General features: G+C 47.5%; 23 protein-coding genes. 11 read left to right on the forward strand and 12 right to left on the reverse strand.

Annotated features, from left to right (window positions below; genetic code table 11):
- Nucleotides 1-56: 56 nt before the first annotated feature.
- The 9 genes from ACTRXG_RS12255 to ACTRXG_RS12295 all read left to right on the forward strand — a co-directional run bounded on the left by ACTRXG_RS12255 (nt 57) and on the right by ACTRXG_RS12295 (nt 8,411).
- A complete protein-coding gene (locus tag ACTRXG_RS12255) occupies nt 57-506 on the forward strand; it encodes a tripartite tricarboxylate transporter TctB family protein (RefSeq protein WP_474285202.1) in 450 nt (149 codons plus the stop codon).
- A gap of 33 nt (nt 507-539) precedes the next feature.
- Complete coding sequence (locus ACTRXG_RS12260; RefSeq protein WP_474285203.1) at nt 540-2,021, forward strand: tripartite tricarboxylate transporter permease; 1,482 nt, start codon at nt 540-542, stop codon at nt 2,019-2,021.
- Nucleotides 2,022-2,441: 420 nt separating this feature from the next.
- Nucleotides 2,442-4,178, forward strand: coding sequence for a SulP family inorganic anion transporter (locus ACTRXG_RS12265; RefSeq protein WP_474285205.1), 1,737 nt, complete (start codon nt 2,442-2,444; stop codon nt 4,176-4,178).
- 288 nt (nt 4,179-4,466) lie between these two features.
- Entirely contained in the window at nt 4,467-4,844 is a 378-nt protein-coding gene (locus ACTRXG_RS12270) for a YcxB family protein (protein ID WP_474285206.1), read from the forward strand.
- A 324-nt stretch (nt 4,845-5,168) separates the two neighbouring features.
- Nucleotides 5,169-5,921: a helix-turn-helix transcriptional regulator gene (locus ACTRXG_RS12275; protein WP_474285207.1), complete on the forward strand. Its 753-nt coding sequence runs from the start codon at nt 5,169-5,171 to the stop codon at nt 5,919-5,921.
- A gap of 115 nt (nt 5,922-6,036) precedes the next feature.
- A complete protein-coding gene (locus tag ACTRXG_RS12280; protein WP_474285209.1) occupies nt 6,037-6,306 on the forward strand; it encodes a hypothetical protein in 270 nt (89 codons plus the stop codon).
- Entirely contained in the window at nt 6,287-6,526 is a 240-nt protein-coding gene (locus ACTRXG_RS12285; protein ID WP_474285210.1) for a hypothetical protein, read from the forward strand. Before ACTRXG_RS12280 ends, ACTRXG_RS12285 begins: the two co-directional genes overlap by 20 nt.
- 343 nt (nt 6,527-6,869) lie before the next feature.
- On the forward strand, nt 6,870-7,370 hold the full coding sequence (locus ACTRXG_RS12290; protein ID WP_474285211.1) for a hypothetical protein: 501 nt from the start codon (nt 6,870-6,872) through the stop codon (nt 7,368-7,370).
- A gap of 360 nt (nt 7,371-7,730) precedes the next feature.
- Nucleotides 7,731-8,411 carry a Crp/Fnr family transcriptional regulator gene (locus ACTRXG_RS12295; protein ID WP_474285213.1) on the forward strand — a complete coding sequence of 227 codons (681 nt, stop codon included), beginning with the start codon at nt 7,731-7,733 and terminating at the stop codon, nt 8,409-8,411.
- Nucleotides 8,412-8,582: 171 nt separating this feature from the next.
- On the opposite strand, the gene ACTRXG_RS12300 is transcribed toward ACTRXG_RS12295, so the two are convergent.
- The 11 genes from ACTRXG_RS12300 to ACTRXG_RS12350 all read right to left on the reverse strand — a co-directional run bounded on the left by ACTRXG_RS12300 (nt 8,583) and on the right by ACTRXG_RS12350 (nt 17,044).
- A complete protein-coding gene (locus ACTRXG_RS12300) occupies nt 8,583-8,798 on the reverse strand; it encodes a glutaredoxin domain-containing protein (RefSeq protein ID WP_474285215.1) in 216 nt (71 codons plus the stop codon).
- A 115-nt stretch (nt 8,799-8,913) separates the two neighbouring features.
- Nucleotides 8,914-9,318, reverse strand: coding sequence for a haloacid dehalogenase type II (locus ACTRXG_RS12305; protein WP_474285216.1), 405 nt, complete (start codon nt 9,316-9,318; stop codon nt 8,914-8,916).
- 9 nt (nt 9,319-9,327) lie between these two features.
- Entirely contained in the window at nt 9,328-9,582 is a 255-nt protein-coding gene (locus tag ACTRXG_RS12310; RefSeq protein WP_474285217.1) for an HAD-IA family hydrolase, read from the reverse strand.
- Between the two features lie 62 nt (nt 9,583-9,644).
- Complete coding sequence (locus ACTRXG_RS12315) at nt 9,645-10,418, reverse strand: SDR family NAD(P)-dependent oxidoreductase (protein WP_474285219.1); 774 nt, start codon at nt 10,416-10,418, stop codon at nt 9,645-9,647.
- Between the two features lie 183 nt (nt 10,419-10,601).
- Complete coding sequence (locus tag ACTRXG_RS12320; protein WP_474285221.1) at nt 10,602-11,714, reverse strand: oxidoreductase; 1,113 nt, start codon at nt 11,712-11,714, stop codon at nt 10,602-10,604.
- Between the two features lie 206 nt (nt 11,715-11,920).
- The gene (gene trxA, locus ACTRXG_RS12325; RefSeq protein ID WP_474285223.1) at nt 11,921-12,235 is read right to left on the reverse strand and encodes a thioredoxin; all 315 of its coding nucleotides are present in this window, start codon (nt 12,233-12,235) and stop codon (nt 11,921-11,923) included.
- A gap of 93 nt (nt 12,236-12,328) precedes the next feature.
- Complete coding sequence (locus tag ACTRXG_RS12330; protein ID WP_474285225.1) at nt 12,329-12,757, reverse strand: OsmC family protein; 429 nt, start codon at nt 12,755-12,757, stop codon at nt 12,329-12,331.
- Nucleotides 12,758-13,218: 461 nt separating this feature from the next.
- Nucleotides 13,219-13,545 carry a DUF3243 family protein gene (locus ACTRXG_RS12335; RefSeq protein WP_474279082.1) on the reverse strand — a complete coding sequence of 109 codons (327 nt, stop codon included), beginning with the start codon at nt 13,543-13,545 and terminating at the stop codon, nt 13,219-13,221.
- Nucleotides 13,546-14,044: 499 nt separating this feature from the next.
- Nucleotides 14,045-14,974: an LCP family glycopolymer transferase gene (locus tag ACTRXG_RS12340; protein WP_474285226.1), complete on the reverse strand. Its 930-nt coding sequence runs from the start codon at nt 14,972-14,974 to the stop codon at nt 14,045-14,047.
- A gap of 22 nt (nt 14,975-14,996) precedes the next feature.
- Nucleotides 14,997-16,370 (reverse strand): glycosyltransferase family 2 protein, encoded by a 1,374-nt coding sequence (locus ACTRXG_RS12345; RefSeq protein ID WP_474285227.1) that lies wholly within the window; start codon nt 16,368-16,370, stop codon nt 14,997-14,999.
- A 362-nt stretch (nt 16,371-16,732) separates the two neighbouring features.
- A complete protein-coding gene (locus ACTRXG_RS12350) occupies nt 16,733-17,044 on the reverse strand; it encodes a thioredoxin family protein (RefSeq protein WP_474285229.1) in 312 nt (103 codons plus the stop codon).
- 204 nt (nt 17,045-17,248) lie between these two features.
- Between ACTRXG_RS12350 and ACTRXG_RS12355 the strand changes: the two genes are divergently transcribed.
- Nucleotides 17,249-17,590, forward strand: a complete 342-nt coding sequence (locus ACTRXG_RS12355) for a hypothetical protein (protein ID WP_474285231.1) — start codon at nt 17,249-17,251, stop codon at nt 17,588-17,590.
- Nucleotides 17,572-17,799 carry a hypothetical protein gene (locus ACTRXG_RS12360; RefSeq protein ID WP_474285232.1) on the forward strand — a complete coding sequence of 76 codons (228 nt, stop codon included), beginning with the start codon at nt 17,572-17,574 and terminating at the stop codon, nt 17,797-17,799. Before ACTRXG_RS12355 ends, ACTRXG_RS12360 begins: the two co-directional genes overlap by 19 nt.
- A gap of 668 nt (nt 17,800-18,467) precedes the next feature.
- Here the strand turns inward: ACTRXG_RS12360 and ACTRXG_RS12365 are convergent.
- Nucleotides 18,468-18,713: a DUF3006 domain-containing protein gene (locus ACTRXG_RS12365; RefSeq protein ID WP_474285233.1), complete on the reverse strand. Its 246-nt coding sequence runs from the start codon at nt 18,711-18,713 to the stop codon at nt 18,468-18,470.
- Nucleotides 18,714-18,719 lie beyond the last annotated feature (6 nt).

The raw sequence follows: 18,719 nt of genomic DNA on the forward strand, positions 1-18,719 counted from the left end.
GCTGTTAAGTATTGACAGCTTCCTTCTACATATCTGCTATGAGGGGGAGAGATAAGATGGTTATAAATAAAGATATAACAAGTGCTGTTTTTTTTATTTTAATATCTGCTGGCCTGTTGCTTTTACTGCCTTTTCAAATTGAAGAGAGCGAAGCTCAAGGATTAAGTGCTCGTACACTTCCTCGTTTTACGTTAATATTGATGCTATTTTTTAGTATCGCTTACTTCGTTAAAAGTTTAGTTGAGCGCCGGCGAAAAGAAGAGAAAGAATCGAAGTTGATGATTTCCTGGGCCAAAGAATTAAAGGTTTTAGGGTTGTTTATCATCATTGGGATCTATATTTGGTCACTACCATACATTGGATATTTAATTGCTTCATCTATCATGAGTATAGGTCTTCTACTTTACTTGAGGGTGCATCAGAAAGCCTATTATGCCGCAGCCATTGCACTGGTGTTTATTATTTATTACGCATTTACGCTGTTGTTAGGTATACAACTACCCTAGAAGAAGACTGTAAAGAGAAAGGGATGAATCAGTATGGTTATGGAAATGGCCCAGGGGGTCCAGTCTCTTTTTTCTTGGGAAGTATTGATATTTTTGAATATTGGTGTACTTCTTGGGATTATTTTTGGAGCTATTCCCGGACTTGGAGTAATGCTTGCCATTGCTATTTTATTACCGGTAACGTTTAGTCTGGATCCGATTCCAGGGATTATTATGCTATTAGGTATTTACTGTGCGGGGACATATGGAGGATCGATATCCGCGATTTTATTAAATGCTCCAGGAACCCCTGCAGCTGCTGCCACTTTAATGGATGGATATCCTCTATTTCAACAAGGGAAAGGTAAAAAAGCATTAATGATGGCCTTAGTTGCTTCAGTTATTTCTGGTTTGATTAGTGCGATAATATTAATTGGGGCTGCACCACAATTGGCAAGGGTGACCATGCTATTTGGAGCCCCGGAATACTTTTCATTAGCTGTCTTTGGTCTATCAATTATTGCCAGCGTAGCTGGGAAAGATATTCTAAAAGGTTTAATTGGAGGTTGCTTAGGACTTTTTATTGCCACAATTGGTCTAGATCCGGCTACAGCTGTGCCGCGTTTTACCTTTGATAACTCACAGTTGATCGGCGGTATCGCTTTAATTCCAGCACTAATTGGACTCTTTGCGTTTTCTGAAGTTCTTAACAAAGTAAATAAAAAAGATGAAGAAGTGATCAATAAAAACATAAATGTCGGAGAAAGTAAATTAACAACTAAAGAAGTGAGAAAAAGTTCAAAAACGATCGTGAAGTCTTCTTTAATAGGTACCATAATTGGTATTATTCCAGGCACTGGAGGCACCTCTGGCGCATTTATTAGCCATAATGAAGCGAAACGAAGTTCGAAAAATCCCGAACGATACGGTGAAGGAGAAATAGATGGAGTAGCCGCAGCTGAAGCAGGTAATAACGGTGTTACAGGTGCCACGTTAATTCCGTTATTGACGCTTGGTATCCCCGGGGATGGAGCTACAGCTGTTTTACTTGGTGCGTTTATGATGAATGGATTGATTCCAGGACCCGCTTTATTTGAAGATCATGGCGTGATTATCTATGCCATTATGTTTGGATTGCTACTGGTTAATGTTTTTATGTTTCTTCAAGCAAGAGTATTCATTAACCAGTTTGCCAAAGTGTCAAAGCTGAATGATAGCTTTTTAGCACCAGTTTTAGTACTAACATGCACAGCAGGAGTTTTTGCAGAATCAAGCAGCATTTTTCAAGTGAACATTGCTTTAGGATTTGGCCTATTAGCTTATTTGTTATTAAAATTTGGGTTCTCACCTGTGCCCGTGCTTTTGGGTATTGTTTTAGGCCCGATTTTAGAAAGTAATTTACTGCGTGCTATGACCATTTCAGGTGGAGACCCAATGATATTTGTAACGCGTCCTATTAGTCTATTTTTCTTATTATTGACTGTAGTTGCCATTATTATAGTCAGTCGTACAAATCAAAAAAATAAAATGGCCTAAAGGGTGGGGGTTGAAGTGATAAAAATATGTACGACCAATATTGATCTACATTATGTTGATACGGATTTATCAGAAATAGCAAAATACTGGAATGTGCACGAAAAAGACATTCAAGAACAGCATTGTTTAGGGCTTTGTTTTTTATGTCAGCATCAGCCGCTAGTATGGAAAAACAATGCAATTTGCACTAAAGATTAATTTTATTTCTATTATATTACAAAAATAAACAATTTTAATAAACTTTTCGATGCCTTCCCCAATCATATGAGGCTTCATCAATCCTAACTTTCGCATATCAATTGGTACTGCCCTTAAATACCAAGCTAAAGGAAAATTCATTAATAGTTTCTATTTCATAAAGCAGAAAATGATAAAAAATTTTAAAATATTTTCAATTCCGTGGAGATAAGAGGTGAGGGAATGAAGTACGCCAAACTAAAAACCTGGCTGAACATTCCGGAACAGTATGGAATTAAGGAGGGGAAAAACGATCTCTTGGCCGGTATTATCTTATGGGTGATGATTGTCCCGCAGGGGATGGCCTATGCGGTGCTTGCCGGACTTCCCCCGGTTATGGGGCTATATGCTTCTCTACTGCCGCTGGTGATCTACGCACTCGTCGGCCGGTCCACCTCTTTTGCCATCGGTCCGGTAGCCCTCGCCTCGATGCTAGTGTTTTCTGGGGTTTCTGTGATGGCGGAGCCGATGAGCAGCACGTATGTCTCGCTTGTTTTGACGCTGACGTTCATGGTGGGCGTCCTTCAGGTACTGCTCGGGTTGGTGAACGCGGCCGTGTTCATTAAATTTATTTCCCCAAATGTGATTAGTGGCTTCACTGCCGCGGTGGCGGTCACGATTGCCTTAAGCCAGCTCGGTGCCCTGCTCGGGATAGAGGGGGGCAACGCCTCCCGCCTCATGCCGTTGATCCGTGACACTGTTGGACAGTTGAGCGCGATCCATGGGCCCACGCTAGTGATGGGAGCAGCTAGCCTGGCAGTGCTCATGGTATCCCGATATTTCCAGGTCCGTGCACCGATTTCCTTATTCGTCGTTGTACTAAGCATTAGCCTGGTAGCGGGTTTCCGTCTGGATGAGGCCGGGATCCGGGTGGTGGGTAACGTGCCGCAGGGAATGCCGGGGCTTGCCCTGCCGTCGCTGGCTTTAGATAATCTGCAGGTACTGCTTCCAACGGCCTTGACGATCGCCCTGATGGCGATGATCGAAACCCTCGCCATCACCCGAGCCTTTGGATCGGGCGACGGCCGTCCGCTCCGCCTGAACCGGGAGCTGAAGGCGATTGGGTTAGCTAACATCGCTGGGGCGTTTGTCTCTTCGTATACGGTGACCGGCAGCTTTTCCCGAAGTGCGGTCAGTGCGCGGACTGGAGCTGTCTCGCAGCTCGCGATGCTCGTGACTGCCGGAGGGGTGCTGGTCACGCTCCTCTGGTTCACGTCGGTGTTTTATTTTCTTCCTTATGCCGTGCTAGCCGCGATTATTGTGGTGTCTGTCACCGGCCTGATCAACACTCGTCCGTTCCGGGAGGCGTGGAAGATTAAACCGGAGGATGGGGGCGCATGGGTGGTCACCTTTGCTGCGACTCTGCTGCTTGGGATTCAGTGGGGGTTGCTAGCCGGGGTGACGTTTTCGCTGTTGCTTCTTCTACGGCATGTGGCGAAGCCCCATATTGTGGAAATCGGTTGGGAAGATACCACGCAGAGTTACCGGGATCTCCAACGATATCCTAGAGCCCGGAAAGAACCTGGACTAATCCTGGTCCGGATCGACACCCGTGTTCACTTTTCGAACATTGAGGTCCTGACGGCGATGGTGGATCAACGAATCCGAGAGCGCGAACCGGGCCCTGATGGTAAGCTAAAGGTGGTGCTGGAGATGTCGGGAGTGAATGATATGGATACGGCTGGCATGGAAGGGATGGAGCGGTTGCTGGAGACGTATGAAGAGCAGGATCATATCCAAGTGTGGCTCGTTGGAGTCAAAGGCCCGGTTCGGGACCTCTTAGCTCGGGCCGGATGGCGGCAGACACACGCAGCGGCGATCTCCTACGCCACGCTCGAGCAGTTGTTGACCGAGGAACGGTCAGAGGGTGGCCCAAAGAGATCCTCCACTGAACAGAAGCCTTGGGACTACATGATTTAAAAAATAAGCAGAAGCGCCTCTGCGTCTGCTTATTTTTAGTTGCTGCTAATAATCGCGATTATGTGAAGAAATTCAAGGGGGATATTCGTTTCTTCCTACCATGAATTAGATATTGGTAAGATGGAGAGAATAAACAGAACAGGGATAAGAGGATCAGGAAGGAGAACAGTTATGAATCATCAGCTCGACATTCGCGGTACCCTCACGGAATACCAATACGAACAGATCATGATGGAGATCCAAAAAAACAGGTTCTTTAGCGCGTTTGTGGGATTCTTCTTCGTAGCCATGAGTGGTTGGACACTTGGAACGAACGGGGTGGATCTTGGGCTGGTGCTGCTGATGGCATTGTTTACGGCTGTGGCCGGCGTAGGTATCACCTATCAATACGCCAGAGCCCGGGCGCGCTCCGAATACCGCGCATCTGCGTATTTACAAGAGCCCCAGAGATGGATTATTCATGAGGCAGGGATCGAACAACAGCTGGCACAGGACCACTTCGTCTGGTGCTGGAAGGAACTGTATGGCTTCCGGGAAGAGCGCACGCATTTTCGGTTGTATACCTCGAAGCGGCATTATGTGCTGGTCCCCAAGCACTTCCTGTTCTCCAGTGATCTGCGCGTATTTCGGCAGCGGCTCCATGCCGCAACGGAAGAATCGTCCTAAGTCATGGATCCGCACGACAGCCATGACATGAGCTTTGGTCCACGTCTACTGGTCATCGTCCTTCCATGATTAACGACAACCGGCCTGTCGGCAGGCTGGCTTGATGAATCAGAAGCAAAGATACACCAACTACCGGGAAAAGAATAGCTAGCGCCAAGCAAAAGTTCTTAAAGAAAATGAGGAATTTTTTAACAAAAGATGATGCCCTTTTGACAGAAATGAGCAAATATTAATAGAAATTGATATCTCATTAATAGAGAAGAAAACCTCCCATGTAGTATGGTAGAAAAAATCCTTGATAGAGAAGGTAAGGGGGCCCTCCTCATGATAACGAAAGCACATCCCCGGTTTCACTTGTTCTATGAGCAGGAACTTGAAAAATTGGAACGGGCGGAGAATGACGAATTGGTGGAGCTGTTTATGGCTCAGAATCGGTTTTTTGATCGTATCTTTCGAAGCCAGAAACGCGAAGCGAAACAGGAACTGGGCACGATCTATCGAATTATTTCGTTGGAACCGGATGCCTATAAACGCCTCCAGATTCTAAAGAAGTATTATTTCTTTTTGGTTGGAGGATTCACGGACCGGCATGCCCAAGCTTTTTCCTATGACCGGCATACGCTGGCGGCATCGGTCGCTTTAATCAATGTGCTGGACGAATGGGAGCGGGACGAGGATTTTTATGAAGGCATGGATGTATTGGTGAACGTGATGCTCGAGCTGGTGTGGAATCAGGACATTCCTTCCTACCACCACCCTCTTATTTCCAAATTTATTTCCCTGGTGGAACAGCACCTGTCAAAAAAACTGCCCATGGCTTATCTCACCGATCAACTGCAGGTGTCCCGGAGTCATTTGTCCCGACTGGTCAATGAAGAACTGGGCATGTCGATTCCCAATTACGTGAATTACAAACGGGTCCAGCACGCCGCGTTGCTGCTGCAAACCACCAACGATTCGGCTAAAACCATTGCGCGGCAGCTCCAATTCTCGAGTCCCAGCTATTTTGGGATGTGCTTTAAGAACATTTACGGATACACGCCGCGACAGTACCGGGCGATGGCGAGCCGGCGCTAATTACCAACATCCATGAAAAGAAGGAGATGCCATGGTTATTTCCCTGCACAAGTATAAAATTCAACGAGCGATTCGCTACCTCTCTGCTCAACTGCATCAGGATGTCCTGCAAGCATTGATGTACCAAGACCGAGTGTATCTGACAACACTGCCGGAGCAGAGACCTCTGGTAGAACCTCATCTCCAGATCCTTCAAGATGAAGGTGCTGCTTATTTCTGGGAAGTGACAGACCACTCCGGGAGGAATGTGGAGGAGGAAACCCTGTATGTCGGAGCGGGGTCCGACGAGTTTCACCGGGAACTGGCTCCGGCCCTTCAGACCGAAGATCACCGACCAAGGAAGCGAATGAAAGGAGGCCGGACGAATGCGGACGCAAAGCGTTAAACAGGCGGTGATCTTCTGCCTGGTTTCGGATGAGGATGAATCACCTCTGTCGACACTCAAGAGACAAGTCATGGAAATGCTGCCGTTTCCCGTCCATGCGAAAGAAATCAGCGCTTCGGTCTGGCAATTGAGTCAAAGCAATACCGTGAAACAAGAAATGTCTTCGTCCGGTTCCTTGGTCATCAAGCTCCACCAGGGGCGTCCCCCGGAGCCCCCTTGACCCATCGGTGAGCGCCAACCACGTGGGGGCACCTTTGAGCGGCCCATCGGGCAAACCGTTAGTCCGCGGGTAGTATCAGGGTTGGCCTTTCTGGGTTGGGAGAAAGGACGCCAGACCATCAAGGTACGAAACAGCAAACATGGCCCAAAGGAGTACATAAGACATGAAAAAGGGATTACTGATGCTCGCGACCACGCCAATCTGACTGGCAGGCGCTTGCAGCGAAGAACCACCATCGGATCCGCCGGATCTTTCTACTAGTCCGGTGATAGCGGACACCACTGACGAAGAAGTCACGGCACTTGCCAGGAACAATAGCTTCCACATGGAGGACTTGGGCAAAGTGGAAGTACTAAAGACCGGCACGGGACAGCAGGAAACCGTGGGCCCTCTCCATATGAATATTGGCCGGGTGAGTGTGATCAAGGTCACCCCGGATGAAGATATACGGAAAGAATATCTGGATGCCTCGCGTCCATCGATGACAGCGGTGGTGGATATGATCAGCATGAATAAAGGAGAAGCAGCTGTGTCGGTTACCCCGGAAGAGATGACGATCACGGAGGCCGACGAACAGATCTCACCAGATGAGAGGTGGAGCACGTGGCCCGGCGGGGACATTTTGGTAGGGGAAACGATGGGTGGAGCGATCTGGTACCCGGTCGAAGAAGTTCCGACCAAACTCACCTACACGGTCCGCCTGGGGATAGGTGCTGAGCGTGAGGAAGCCTTGCCGAAAGAACAGTCCTACGTTTTTGATCTTCAGGAAGCAGAACCAGGAGATGTTACCCCGGAAACCCTGGGAGGGGCGTGGCGGCAAGCGAACCTCCAACGATCGGAATAATAGGAGGGCGGTCTTTGGTTATCATCAAGAGAAAGTATGGCCGTCTAACCGATGAGGATAGGCAAGAACAAGTCTCCGGAAATTTGAGCACGTATCATCGAGATAGGTTCAATAAGTATCATTCAAACGGAGGGGTTATCCTTCCTCATGGAGTGAACGTGATCAATTATACGAAACCGATAAAGCTTTCATGACCATGAGATATAATGAAATCAAAAGGGAATCCCCGAAGTAAGGGGACGTTTGGATTGAAACGACGGTAACGTTGCGATTAGAGGATATGTCTTTTTTTCTAGTGATATTTAATAAGGGAACGGCTATTTCTCGGACGCCATATTGCTATCAAGAAAGGAGAACCCAATGGACAAGCTTTCCCTGATTTCTCAAATCAGTTTATTTGACGAATTAACAAAGGAAGAACTGCGCACGATTGATCAAATGAGTGAAATGCGTCCGATTCAAAAGGGGGCCATTATTTTGTCGCCGGAACGACCGATCCCGGCGCTTTTTTTATTGAAACAGGGCCAGGTTCGTCTGTATCGAATGAATCATGAAGGCAAACAATTTACGGTTGATATTTTAACCAGCGGTAATATCTTTGGGGAAACAAGCTCGATCGCTTTAACAGACGAAAATGTGTATGCCGAAGCCATGATAGATACGTATGTGTGCATCATTAATGTGGAAGAGTTTGAATCGTTCATGGAGCGGCATCCGAAGATCGCTTTGAAGCTGATCAATATTTTATCCAATCGGCTGAAGGAAACGTATTCCATGAGTGAAAAGATCGCGTTATCCGATGTCCGGTACCGGATTTTATTTCTCCTGTTAAAGTTGAGTGAAAAAGAAGGCAAGCGGTACCATGAATGGCAGTCTATTGAGATGAAATTAACGCATGCCGATATTGCGAACATGATTGGCTCGACAAGGGAAACCACAAGCGCGGTCTTAAGCACCTTAAAAAAAGAAGAAGTGATCAAACAGGAAGGCGTTATCTCGGTGAATGCCGACAAAGCATACAAGATTTTAAACGAAATATAAAAAAACAGAGAGGGGGATTGAGATATCTCTCCTCTCTGTTTTTTTATATTTATGATGTTTCGAATGGGCGCTGCTGGACGCCCCTATGCGAAACACTTCCCTTGGTTACTGCTCGTAGAGATAAACACTTACAATAAAAGCGAAAATAGGAAAGAGATAGAAAGGTCAGGTTTAGCTGAAACCAGCCAATGCAGAGGAAAGGTGGAGCTGTTTCTGATGGCAGAGAAGTACTGGGACCTTCACTTCTCCGATGAAGGCAAGTAATTCATCCACGGCCTGATCGTCGGTCAAAAGATTTTTTTCCTCGAAAACAATACGGTGATTTTCCAGTTCTTCTCTCCAATGCTGGCAATCCAGGCAGCCGTCAATGGTATAAAGCGTCATCATTACTTTCTCCTTTCCTCTCACAATATAGGCCGGTAATTCAGATATCCGTAAGGGGCTTTACATGAGGATAACACCACCTATTCACGGAGAAGGAGCGGTGTTTTTTCCTGAAAAATCAGCTTCTAATCAATGGCCTGAGTGTGGTGTAATGGTCATCCGTAGGCAGTTGCAGTTCTTCAATCGGTTGGTCACTGCGGTTGATCCAAGCAGTGGTGAAGCCGAACGCTTTGGCACCACTGATGTCCCAGCCATTGCTGGATAGAAACGTTACTTGATCCCGGGGAACGCGCACGGTGTCTAATATGAACTGATACGCCGCCGGCGAGGGCTTGAATTGCTTAATGTCGTCCACACTGAGGACGTGATCGAGATAGTCGTTTAAGCCCGCCTGTTCCAGCAGGGGCTCCAGCATGTCCCTCGACCCATTGCTGAAGACGATCAGCGTGGCTGATTGTTCTTTTAACGTTTGCAGCACGTGGAGGCTTTCCTCATAAAGGGACAGATGCCTGTAAGCTTTCATGAATATTTCCTAGGTCTCTGCCGACCAGTCAAGGTCATGGGCGGCTAACGAGAAGCGCAGGGCATCCCGTGTGACAGAGGAAAAAGGGACGTATGTCCCCATTACCTGACGAAGGAAGGAGTACTGGATTTGTTTTTGTCTCCAGAGCTGGCCGATGCTTTCTCCCTGTCCGGGGAAATGCTCCTCACAGGTGGCATCGATCGATTGAATATTAAACAGGGTGCCATAGACATCAAAAGCAAAAATGGTGTTCGCAGTCATCATAAAGAACCTTTCGTTGGACCTGTTAGGGAACCGATCATGGTGATGACTAAAGAGGCTGCTCGTTACAGACCAAAGGAGGTCATGCCGCCATCAATATAGATGTTTTGGCCGTTCACATAGCTCGATCCGGGAGCCGCGAAGTACAACACGGACGTTTTTAGTTCATCAAGTCGACCGGTCCGTTGGATCGGGGTGCGCTGCTCGACAGAATGGCGGAAATCGTCATCTTCCAGAGATTCAGCATTAAAATCCGTTTTAAAGAACCACGGGCTGATGGCGTTCACCGTAATGCCGTACGGGGCAAGTTCACCGGATAATTGTTTGGTCAAGTGAATCAGCCCCGCTTTGCTTGGTCCATAGACCGAACTGAAGAACAAACTCACGCCGCCGGCCACGGAAGCCGTATTCACAATGCGGCCGTAATGGGCTTTTTTCATGTGAGGCACGACGGCCTGCGTCATGAGAAACGCTGATTTCAGGTTCGTGTTGAACACGTGGTCCCAGTCTTCTTCGCTGATTTCTTCCACCTTGCCGTAAGCGGCGGTCCCGGCATTGTTCACAAGGATATCAATTCGTCCATATTGTTCTATGATGCGTAAGACGGTATTCGCAACTTGTTCCTTATCCGTGACGTCGCAGACGAGAGGTGTCACTTCTGCGTTGGTCTCGCTCCTGATGTCGTCAGCCGCTTCGTCAATCTTGCTTTGGGTGCGGCCGAGAATGATCACGTGGGCTTCCGCGCCCGCGAGCGTTTCGGCCATGGTTTTTCCGATACCGCTGCCACCACCAGTAACAACGGCTACTTGCTGGGAAAGAGAAAATAAGTTTGTGGACATGTTATCCATCCTTTCATATTAAGTATTCGTCAAGAATATCTATTTCCATAGGAAGGAGGAGAAAACAGGGACGCCTTATACAGGTGCCCTGTCTCTCTCCCTTCCATTCATGGGTTTTTGTGGTTTAGCTTCATTTGCCTGCATAGGGACATCTGCCGCGATGCTCGTCCTCTTTTTTAGAAATCATTCTTTTTCGCTCAATGGCATGTGCAGCTCATGGTTTTTGATTTCCGCCTGGGGAAGCAGGATATTAGCAAAATCAAAGGAGGCCAAAGGTATGCCGCTGGCGACTTTATGAGGAAGGTCAGGGTTAGCCAATGCGCTCGTGCCCAAAGCAATGATGTCGGCGTCACCGTCAGCAACGAACGTATGGGCCTGGTCTACGTCCCCCAGGCCGCCGTTTACAATGACCGGCAGAGCACTAAAGGTTTTGGCGGCCTGCGCAAGCGTCCGGGTGCCCTCACCGAAGGCGGATTGCGTGGCATCGCTGTCGGTGACATGAATATAATCCAATGAGGTAGAGCCGAGTTGTTCGAAGATGATCTGCGCATCGTTTTCGCCTCCGGACCACCGATAAGACGAATCCGAAACCTTAATTTGGGAGATACGGATCCCAACCATAAAATCCTCCCCAACGGCTTGTCGCACCGCCTGGATAATATTGAGAGGAAAACGCAGACGATTCTCGAGCGAGCCGCCGAAGGCGTCCTGGCGGTGGTTCATGTACTCGGTTAAAAATTCATCGAGCAAATAGCCATTGGCACCGTGAATCTCGACGCCGTCAAACCCAGCCTGTTTGGCGCGTAAAGCACTGGCCACAAAGGCGTCCTGCACCTGGGTCATGTCTTTGTCCGTTAACGCGCGGGAGGGGGGGAACGGTCCTTTTCCTCCATAAAACTCCAATTGTTCGCCTTTCGGGGCAATCCCGGACGGGGAAATAAGTTCATCGGTATACATGTTCCCCTGGCTTTGCCCACCGGCGTGCATCAGTTGGGCAATAAAGACAGAGCCATGGGCCTGAACCGCCTGAACGATCGGTTTCCAGGCTTGAACGTGCTGCTCCGTGGCGAGGCCGGGCTGATGGTAATACCCCTGGCTATAATGTTCGTCCGTATAGATTCCTTCAGTGACAATGCCGCTGAACCCTCCACGGGCAAAGCGTTCATAATAGCGCTGCATCGTTTCCGTCGCCTGGCCGTCCGATTGCGCACTGATACGTGTCATAGGAGCAACCATGAACCGATTCTCTAATGTTCTATTTTTCAGTGATGTCTGGGTAAACAATGATGATGTCAACGTAGGACCTCCTATAGATTGGTGAAAAAGCGAATAGTGAAAAAGCTGAAGGGACTGCCATTAAAGCAGTTGTTTCTTTTATCATCTAGAAAGAAACGAGCGAAAGCTTGCTTCAGTTGGAAGATGCTCGAAGGAATCTAATACCCCCCATGCGTTTGTCGATGGACGAAACACACGGGGGTATCTGTCGTTTGTCAGGCATTGATTTAGGTGTGTTTTTGAATATGGTTCATCAATTGGTCTTTGGGTTGAAAGCCGACAATCTGTTCGACGACCTCGCCGTTTTTAAACAGAAGCATGGTTGGGATACTCATGACCCCGTATTCCCCGGCCGTTGCCTGGTTTTCGTCGACGTTGAGTTTGGCGATGGTGACTTGATCCCCGATTTCTTCATTGATCTCCTCCAACACGGGAGCAATCATTTTGCAGGGGCCGCACCAGGGAGCCCAAAAATCGGTTAATACGACGCCCTCGGACGTTTCCTGGTGAAAGTTATCATCGGTCACATGAATAATGGCCATGTCATATCTCTCCTTTGTCAAAAGTGAAGCATAGGAGCCCGGGGGAACGGGTCTCTCTATGTCCTTGTCGTCGTTCATTCTGGTTCGGTTGATTTATGCTTTGGTCCAGGTGGCCTGCATGTCGACATTGGCTGCGACCATGGTGGTGAAGACGGGGCAGCGGGCGTCAACTTTTTCCTGAAGCTCCTGGATGCGTTCCTCCGATTCACTGGTATGCACTTTGGCATTGACCGTAATGGTCTGGAAGTACGGGCGGGCATCCCCTTTACCCATCATGCCATTGGGATCGAGTTCGCCTTGGACATCAAATTCGATGCCCTGCAGGTCAAAATCGATTTCTTTAGCCACAAAGTTGGCAATCGCGTTTTCACATCCGGCTAATGAAGCGAGCAGGGTCCGGAGGGGGTTAGCGCCTTCGTCGGTGCCTCCCATGTTCGCGGGTTCATCAATCACAATTTTGTGGTCTCCGGATGTGCTTTCAGTGTTCATGCCTTTGGATACGGCGCTAATGTGTTCGATCATAATAGAATTCCTCCTTTATGGTATATGTTCTGGTCATTGATGATGCTGTTCGTGCTATTACCGTGGCCCAACGTCTTGAAACGGGGGGTGTAAGATAGATTACATTTTCTCCTGCATTAGTTAAAGTATTGGGATAAGAAATCATTTGTCTGTTCTGCCGTTTTGCTACCTTGGATCATGAATCGGTCTAGTCTTTCCGTTAAGCCCCATGGTTAGAGGTTGAAAAGGAGGCGCGACACGGAGCGGAATCCTTCATCTTCATTATCTTGTTCGTTTTCCTTGTTCATGACTACTGTTTTATTATAGAAAAGGAAGAAGGGAACGGCTGTAAGATGTATTACTTCTCTTGCCGGGTTCCGGCAGAAGAAAGGGAGAGCTATTCATATGGTAACCAAGGATAAAACCGAAACCGAAAACATAAAAAAGCAAATGCCCGCAGGCACTTGCTTCATGGACCAATGCTATTTTTCATCGTTGGTTTGCTGGGCCAGACGAACGAGTAATCGCGCAAACGTGTCTTTTTCCTCGTCGTTTTCAGTTTCCTTCCATAGCTCATGCAATACTTTTTCTTCCCTATTCCGGGGCTCTTCGTGTTTATTTAAATAATCCGAGACGCGCTTTGCGCCCTGGGCGAGGCTTTTTTCGCTAAGATTTAATTTTTCGCCCTTTCGAACCTGATCCCCTAAATAATCCTTAAACGTAGCGAAATGCTCTAAAATCTCGTCCTTGTCTTCCTGGTCCATCGCCTGAATTTCCTGGTCGGCTTTTTTCGGGTCTTCGCTGCTCATCTGGAAGCCTCCTTTAAGATGGGATGTAAAGTCCTTTCCTTTTGCTAACTCGTCGCAAACGTCTTTCTCGTTGTGGTGTCTTCGTGTTTAGGTTCCGTAATGGTCGGATTCAGTTTTTTGTCCGCACGAAGGTTGGTTTTTTAATTTGTACGTTAAGAAATACAATATAGCAGATACTACCACACGCGTGAAGAATCTAGAAGATAACGATATACTTTAAGTATTAGTAAGGCTACAGGTGAAAATATTGCCCGCTGAGATCAAATCAGTTCCCAGGGGGCAATAAATTATTTAAACTCTTGATTCCGTGAAGTGCCTGCCACAGTTTTAGCTGAGGGATGGCTTTGACGATATGGTGGGAAGAAGGAGGCCCCCCACACCACGTCCATATAAACATAGTTCTCTGTGCGTAGAAAATAGACCTTGGGATCTGGAGGGAATAAAAGGCGTTATACGGGAAAGTGATTGGAGAACGCACGTCCAAATGGTCGAAAAAACGTTAGGCGCTATCGCCGGAATGTTCGATTTCTAGATGCCGGTTCAGTTGGTCGGACAACTCCTGCACCTGTTCAGCATCCGGCATGTAGTAATACGTGTCGTCCTTTTCGCCGTCTTCCCCCTCGATTTCATGCTGCTTCACCTCGTCCAAGGCAGGCTGGGAGTTCGATTGAACCGTCCAAACATCTTTTAGTTGGAAATTGGTGCGCACGTGGTCTTCAACGACGGTAAGAATGCTTTTAATTTTCGGGACAGAAGAAATGTCCGTGCCTTTATCCATCATCCCAAGAAGAAGGTCGCGCTGCCGTTCCTGGCGTCCCAGGTCTCCGCGGGGGTCGTCTTTGCGCATGCGTGCATACTTCAGGGCTTCGTCGCCGTTTAATTCCTGCCTGCCTTCGGCGAAATGGGTGCCCTTATACGTGAAGCCAAACGAGTTATCGACCTGGACACCGTCCATGGTGTTCACCATGTCTTCAAAGCCGGCCATGTCCGCCTGGAAAAAGTAGTCGACAGGCACGTCCAACAACTGCTCGACGGTGCGGATCGTTTCATCCTTCCCGCCAAACGCATAGGCGTGGTTGATTTTATCCTTTTCCCCCTCCCCGGCAATGGTCGTGTAGGTGTCCCGGGGGATGCTCACCATCTGGGTGAAGTTCGTGTCCGGATTGACCGTTAACAGCACAAGCGCATCCGTGCGCTGGTTGGGGTCATCCGGACCCCCGGATTCGTCCACGCCCATCAATAAGACGGAAAACGGATCTCCCTCGTCCAAATTAATCGTGTCGAGCCGGTTTTCAGATTCCGCCCGGTCTACGTCTTCCTGGATGGCCGTAAAAGTGGTGGCAACCAGGTTCCAGCCGTAGCTGCCGGCGACAACCAGCATGACACCAAGGCTGGTACCGATGATTAATGCGATTTTTTTCCATTTCATGTCTCGGGCCGCCCCTTTGCATTTAAGATTTCTTTTTGGCATCAGTCGGTTCCGCCTGCAGGTCGTAATGGTTTCCCGTGCGGGAGACTTTTTTCCAGTCTTTGTTGAAAAAATAAGCGATGCTTCCATACATGACAAAATACATCGTGATAAACCGATGCACGAATACGTCAAAGACAATGGTCGCAAGCAGGCGGAGGCGGTCGCCTTTGCTAAACGTAAACCCGTAATGATTAACCTGGCGGAGGGCCAGCATATTATAGATGAAATTAAACACGAATATGTAGCTCATATAGACGACGATAAAGCCTACAAAGACAAATGCCATGTTCAGGAAGGCGTTGGCGACAAAGAAGCCGGCGGTCACGTAAGCAGCTAAAATGCCAACGATTAGAGATTCGATGATATAGAAAAAGGAAACCGCCTTTGTAACGAGCGTCCGGGCAAAAAACGAACGAAAGTGCACGAGGCAGTCCATGTAGGACTTCTGCCACCGGATCCGCTGTTTAAACAGGTCCTTCCATGTTTCGGGGAGCTCGGTATAGCTGATCGCTTCGGTCAGCAGTAACACCTTTTTGTTTTTCTGCCGTCCAATATAGCGGTGGATTTTCAGGGTAATATCGATATCCTCTCCGACGGAGGATCGGTAACCGCCAACATCAAGCAGGGCATCCTTGCGAAAAATACCAAAAGCGCCTGAAATGATTGCGAGCGCCTGAAAACGGGCCAGCGACAGCTTGGTGACGTAGAATGCCTTCAGAAAATCGAGCATTTGGACACGGAGCAGCATGCTGGTGCCCGCGAGGGTGAGCTTCCGTAATGGCGAGGCGGTTTTGGTCTGCAGAACATGCACCATGCCGCCCGCTGCCACCACATCCGAATCGGAAAATTTGTTGTTGATGACGGGCAGTGCCTCCGGGGTGAGAACCGTATCAGCATCCAGCGTCACCACCACCTCTTCGGCGGCGTATTCAATACCGGCGTTCAGGGCGTCCGCTTTCCCTCCGTTCCTTTTTTGAATGACGTAGATGTTCGGATGCAGCGACGAGCGGTAGACCCCTTCCACGGGCTGATGGGGGAGAGAGCCAAGGGCTTGTTTCTCCCAAAGGTGCAGGTCCAGCTCCTCGTTCAACAGCATAAAAGTATCGTCCCGCGAGCCGTCATCGATGTAGAGAACTTCGGCTTGTTCTGCATCCAACGCCTTCATGCTCTGCATAGAGGTACGGATAATGCCGGCCTCATTGTAGGATGGAATAATAATGCTGATGCCTGTCCGGCCGCCGGTGACCACCGGCTGTCGTTCGTCCGTTTCCCGGAACCAGGGGAGGCAGTGGAACAGGTGGAGCACAGGGAAAAATAAACATAAGCAAAAAAAGATGATAAAAAATAATTGCAACTGAATGAACCTCCTTCATTTCTTATTATACGGGGATGGAATGAAGAATAGGGAAGCGGAAATATCATCAAGGCAAAGCTGCTTCTTGTGAAACAAAGAAAAAAGGGACTTTGCCGAAACAAAAAATAGCTAGCTAAATCCCTGTGGCAAAGGGGTTTTGAGAGGTGATTATCACCATCCGCAAAACTCAGAAAGGAAAAAAGTAGGAGGGGATCCCGTTGGAAAAATTAAGCCTATAATGTAGAAACCTATCAGTCGAACGAAAAGCAAAAGACCAATAATAGCCTCCACATTTACGGAACGAAGAAAGGGAACGGGTAGGAAGCGCACGTTTGGCCCTCTTTCATGCATTCCAACTGTCATTAAATATGAGGTTTCAAGTAATGGATAATTTCCGGCGAAGAATGAAGCCCTTCCAGGCGTTCGAGGATATGTCCCTTTCGTATAATCAGTAGAGTAGGCAAGACTGTCACTTCAAAATTTTCGGTAAGATGAGGTGATTCCTGCGCGTGGACCGTAAGAATGGCAACCTGTTCTTGCATTTTATATTGCACTCTGTCGAGAATGTAAGGCAATCGCCGGCACGGCGTACACCACTGAGTCCAAAAGGCAGCTAATATGACCGTAGTTTCAGGGTTCTTGTTCTCATATTGGTGAAACTTCTCGTTTATCATGTGAAGCCCCCGAATAAGAATGTTATGTGAATACTATCATAGAGGAAATATAGTACAAATAAAGATAAAAATGGAAATAGAAAATATTTAAGAGTCTTTATTGATATAAATAATGATAAATTAATAGAAAGTTTGTCATTCTATGTGGGAGTAATCGGTTAAGCATTATAAAAAGAAAGATGAAGCAAAGAAAGGGAGGAGCAAATGGTCGTATCGTTGAAAAGCTATAAAATTCAAAAAGCCGTGCGCATTTTTTCGAAAGAACTGCATCAGGACCTGGGGTGGGCGTTAATGCATCAGGAGAAGGCGTTCGTGTCCATGGATCATCACGAACGCCGCCGAATAGAACCGTATCTTCAACTCCTTCAAGAAGCAGGCGGCGCTTATTTTTGGGAAGTGACCGATCAATTAGGGCTCAGCAAGGAAGAAGAAGTTCTCTATGTAGGCACCGCTACGGAGGGGTTTAACAATCACATCGATAAAATATTACTGTGCAAGCATGCATTGGTAGGGCCTGGGGGGAGTACATGCACACGCAACGTTTGAAACAAGAAGTGATAAGCTGTTTGGGGTCTAGCAAGCATGAATGGGAAATGTCGGCATTAGGGCGTGAAGTGTCTAAGAAAATGTCTTTTCCCGTTCATGCTAAAGAAATCAGTGATGCCGTGGAGCAATTAGAACGAGCAGGCACGGTTCAAAAAATGAAATCGTCATCCGGTTCCCTGGCCGTGAGAGTATTAAGGGAGCACGAATAGTATGTACATTCCAAAAGTAGCTTTTTGTTCGAAAAACACCCTTCAATGTTTGGGTAAAAATCGATGGAAATGATGAAATGATCTATATTGGTTGCAAAAGTATGACATCGATATAAAGAAAGGGGGCGTGGACAAGCTTTCGATGATTGCTCAAATTAGTTTATTCGAAGAATTGACCAAGGAAGAACTACAGGCCATTGATCACCTGAGTGACATACATCGGGTCAATAAAGGGACGGTCATTGTTTCCCCGGAAGGCTCATTCCAACTCTGTTTTTATTAAAACAGGGGCAGGTGCGGGTGTATCGGTTGAATCATCAGGGGAGGCAGTTTACGGTGGATATTTTAACGAGTGGAAATATTTTTAGAGAAACAGATTCCATGGCGCTAATAGACAAAATTTCTACGTTGAAGCCATGGTGGATAATTGTGTCTGCATCATTAGCGTGGAAGTGTTTTTATCGTTCATGTAGAGACATCCCAATAGTATCCACTAGAGAAACCACGAGTGCGGTTTTCAGTGCCCTAAAAAAGAAGAATTCATTAAACAGGGAGACGTGATTTCGATCCATGTTGATAAAGTATACCGTCTTTTAGAAGAGGGATAAAACAGAGGAGAACAGACCAAAAACAGGTCTGTCCCCCTTTTTTGATGTTTGTAACGACCGTTATTTCTTGTCTTTCAATTTGTTGAGGAGCGACCGGGCCCTTTCTTTTTTGAATTCGGTTTCTTCCGTTTTTAAGAGGACCGATTGCATGGATCCGTCATTGTTCCATGCAATTTCCACGACATCGCCTTCAGTCAGGCCATTGGGCATTTGGTCTCTTTCCATTTCCCTTTGTACCGATTCATTACCAGCCAAAAGGAGAATCGCAAGAGTTCCTTCAAATCGATCGACGGTGTATTTTTCCACATAATC

The organism is Marinococcus sp. LNSP9103-4 (assembly GCF_056034345.1).

Excerpts from the sequence above, each read along its gene's own strand:
- ACTRXG_RS12275 (WP_474285207.1), top strand. The coding sequence starts at position 5,169 with ATGATAACGAAAGCACATCCCCGGTTTCACTTGTTCTATGAGCAGGAA.
- ACTRXG_RS12315 (WP_474285219.1), bottom strand. The coding sequence starts at position 10,418 with ATGTCCACAAACTTATTTTCTCTTTCCCAGCAAGTAGCCGTTGTTACT.
- ACTRXG_RS12310 (WP_474285217.1), bottom strand. The coding sequence starts at position 9,582 with ATGATGACTGCGAACACCATTTTTGCTTTTGATGTCTATGGCACCCTG.
- ACTRXG_RS12330 (WP_474285225.1), bottom strand. The coding sequence starts at position 12,757 with ATGATCGAACACATTAGCGCCGTATCCAAAGGCATGAACACTGAAAGC.
- ACTRXG_RS12355 (WP_474285231.1), top strand. The coding sequence starts at position 17,249 with ATGGTCGTATCGTTGAAAAGCTATAAAATTCAAAAAGCCGTGCGCATT.
- ACTRXG_RS12360 (WP_474285232.1), top strand. The coding sequence starts at position 17,572 with ATGCACACGCAACGTTTGAAACAAGAAGTGATAAGCTGTTTGGGGTCT.
- ACTRXG_RS12300 (WP_474285215.1), bottom strand. The coding sequence starts at position 8,798 with ATGATGACGCTTTATACCATTGACGGCTGCCTGGATTGCCAGCATTGG.
- ACTRXG_RS12295 (WP_474285213.1), top strand. The coding sequence starts at position 7,731 with ATGGACAAGCTTTCCCTGATTTCTCAAATCAGTTTATTTGACGAATTA.
- ACTRXG_RS12285 (WP_474285210.1), top strand. The coding sequence starts at position 6,287 with ATGCGGACGCAAAGCGTTAAACAGGCGGTGATCTTCTGCCTGGTTTCG.
- trxA (WP_474285223.1), bottom strand. The coding sequence starts at position 12,235 with ATGGCCATTATTCATGTGACCGATGATAACTTTCACCAGGAAACGTCC.
- ACTRXG_RS12335 (WP_474279082.1), bottom strand. The coding sequence starts at position 13,545 with ATGAGCAGCGAAGACCCGAAAAAAGCCGACCAGGAAATTCAGGCGATG.
- ACTRXG_RS12265 (WP_474285205.1), top strand. The coding sequence starts at position 2,442 with ATGAAGTACGCCAAACTAAAAACCTGGCTGAACATTCCGGAACAGTAT.
- ACTRXG_RS12255 (WP_474285202.1), top strand. The coding sequence starts at position 57 with ATGGTTATAAATAAAGATATAACAAGTGCTGTTTTTTTTATTTTAATA.
- ACTRXG_RS12350 (WP_474285229.1), bottom strand. The coding sequence starts at position 17,044 with ATGATAAACGAGAAGTTTCACCAATATGAGAACAAGAACCCTGAAACT.
- ACTRXG_RS12305 (WP_474285216.1), bottom strand. The coding sequence starts at position 9,318 with ATGAAAGCTTACAGGCATCTGTCCCTTTATGAGGAAAGCCTCCACGTG.
- ACTRXG_RS12270 (WP_474285206.1), top strand. The coding sequence starts at position 4,467 with ATGAGTGGTTGGACACTTGGAACGAACGGGGTGGATCTTGGGCTGGTG.
- ACTRXG_RS12260 (WP_474285203.1), top strand. The coding sequence starts at position 540 with ATGGTTATGGAAATGGCCCAGGGGGTCCAGTCTCTTTTTTCTTGGGAA.
- ACTRXG_RS12340 (WP_474285226.1), bottom strand. The coding sequence starts at position 14,974 with ATGAAATGGAAAAAAATCGCATTAATCATCGGTACCAGCCTTGGTGTC.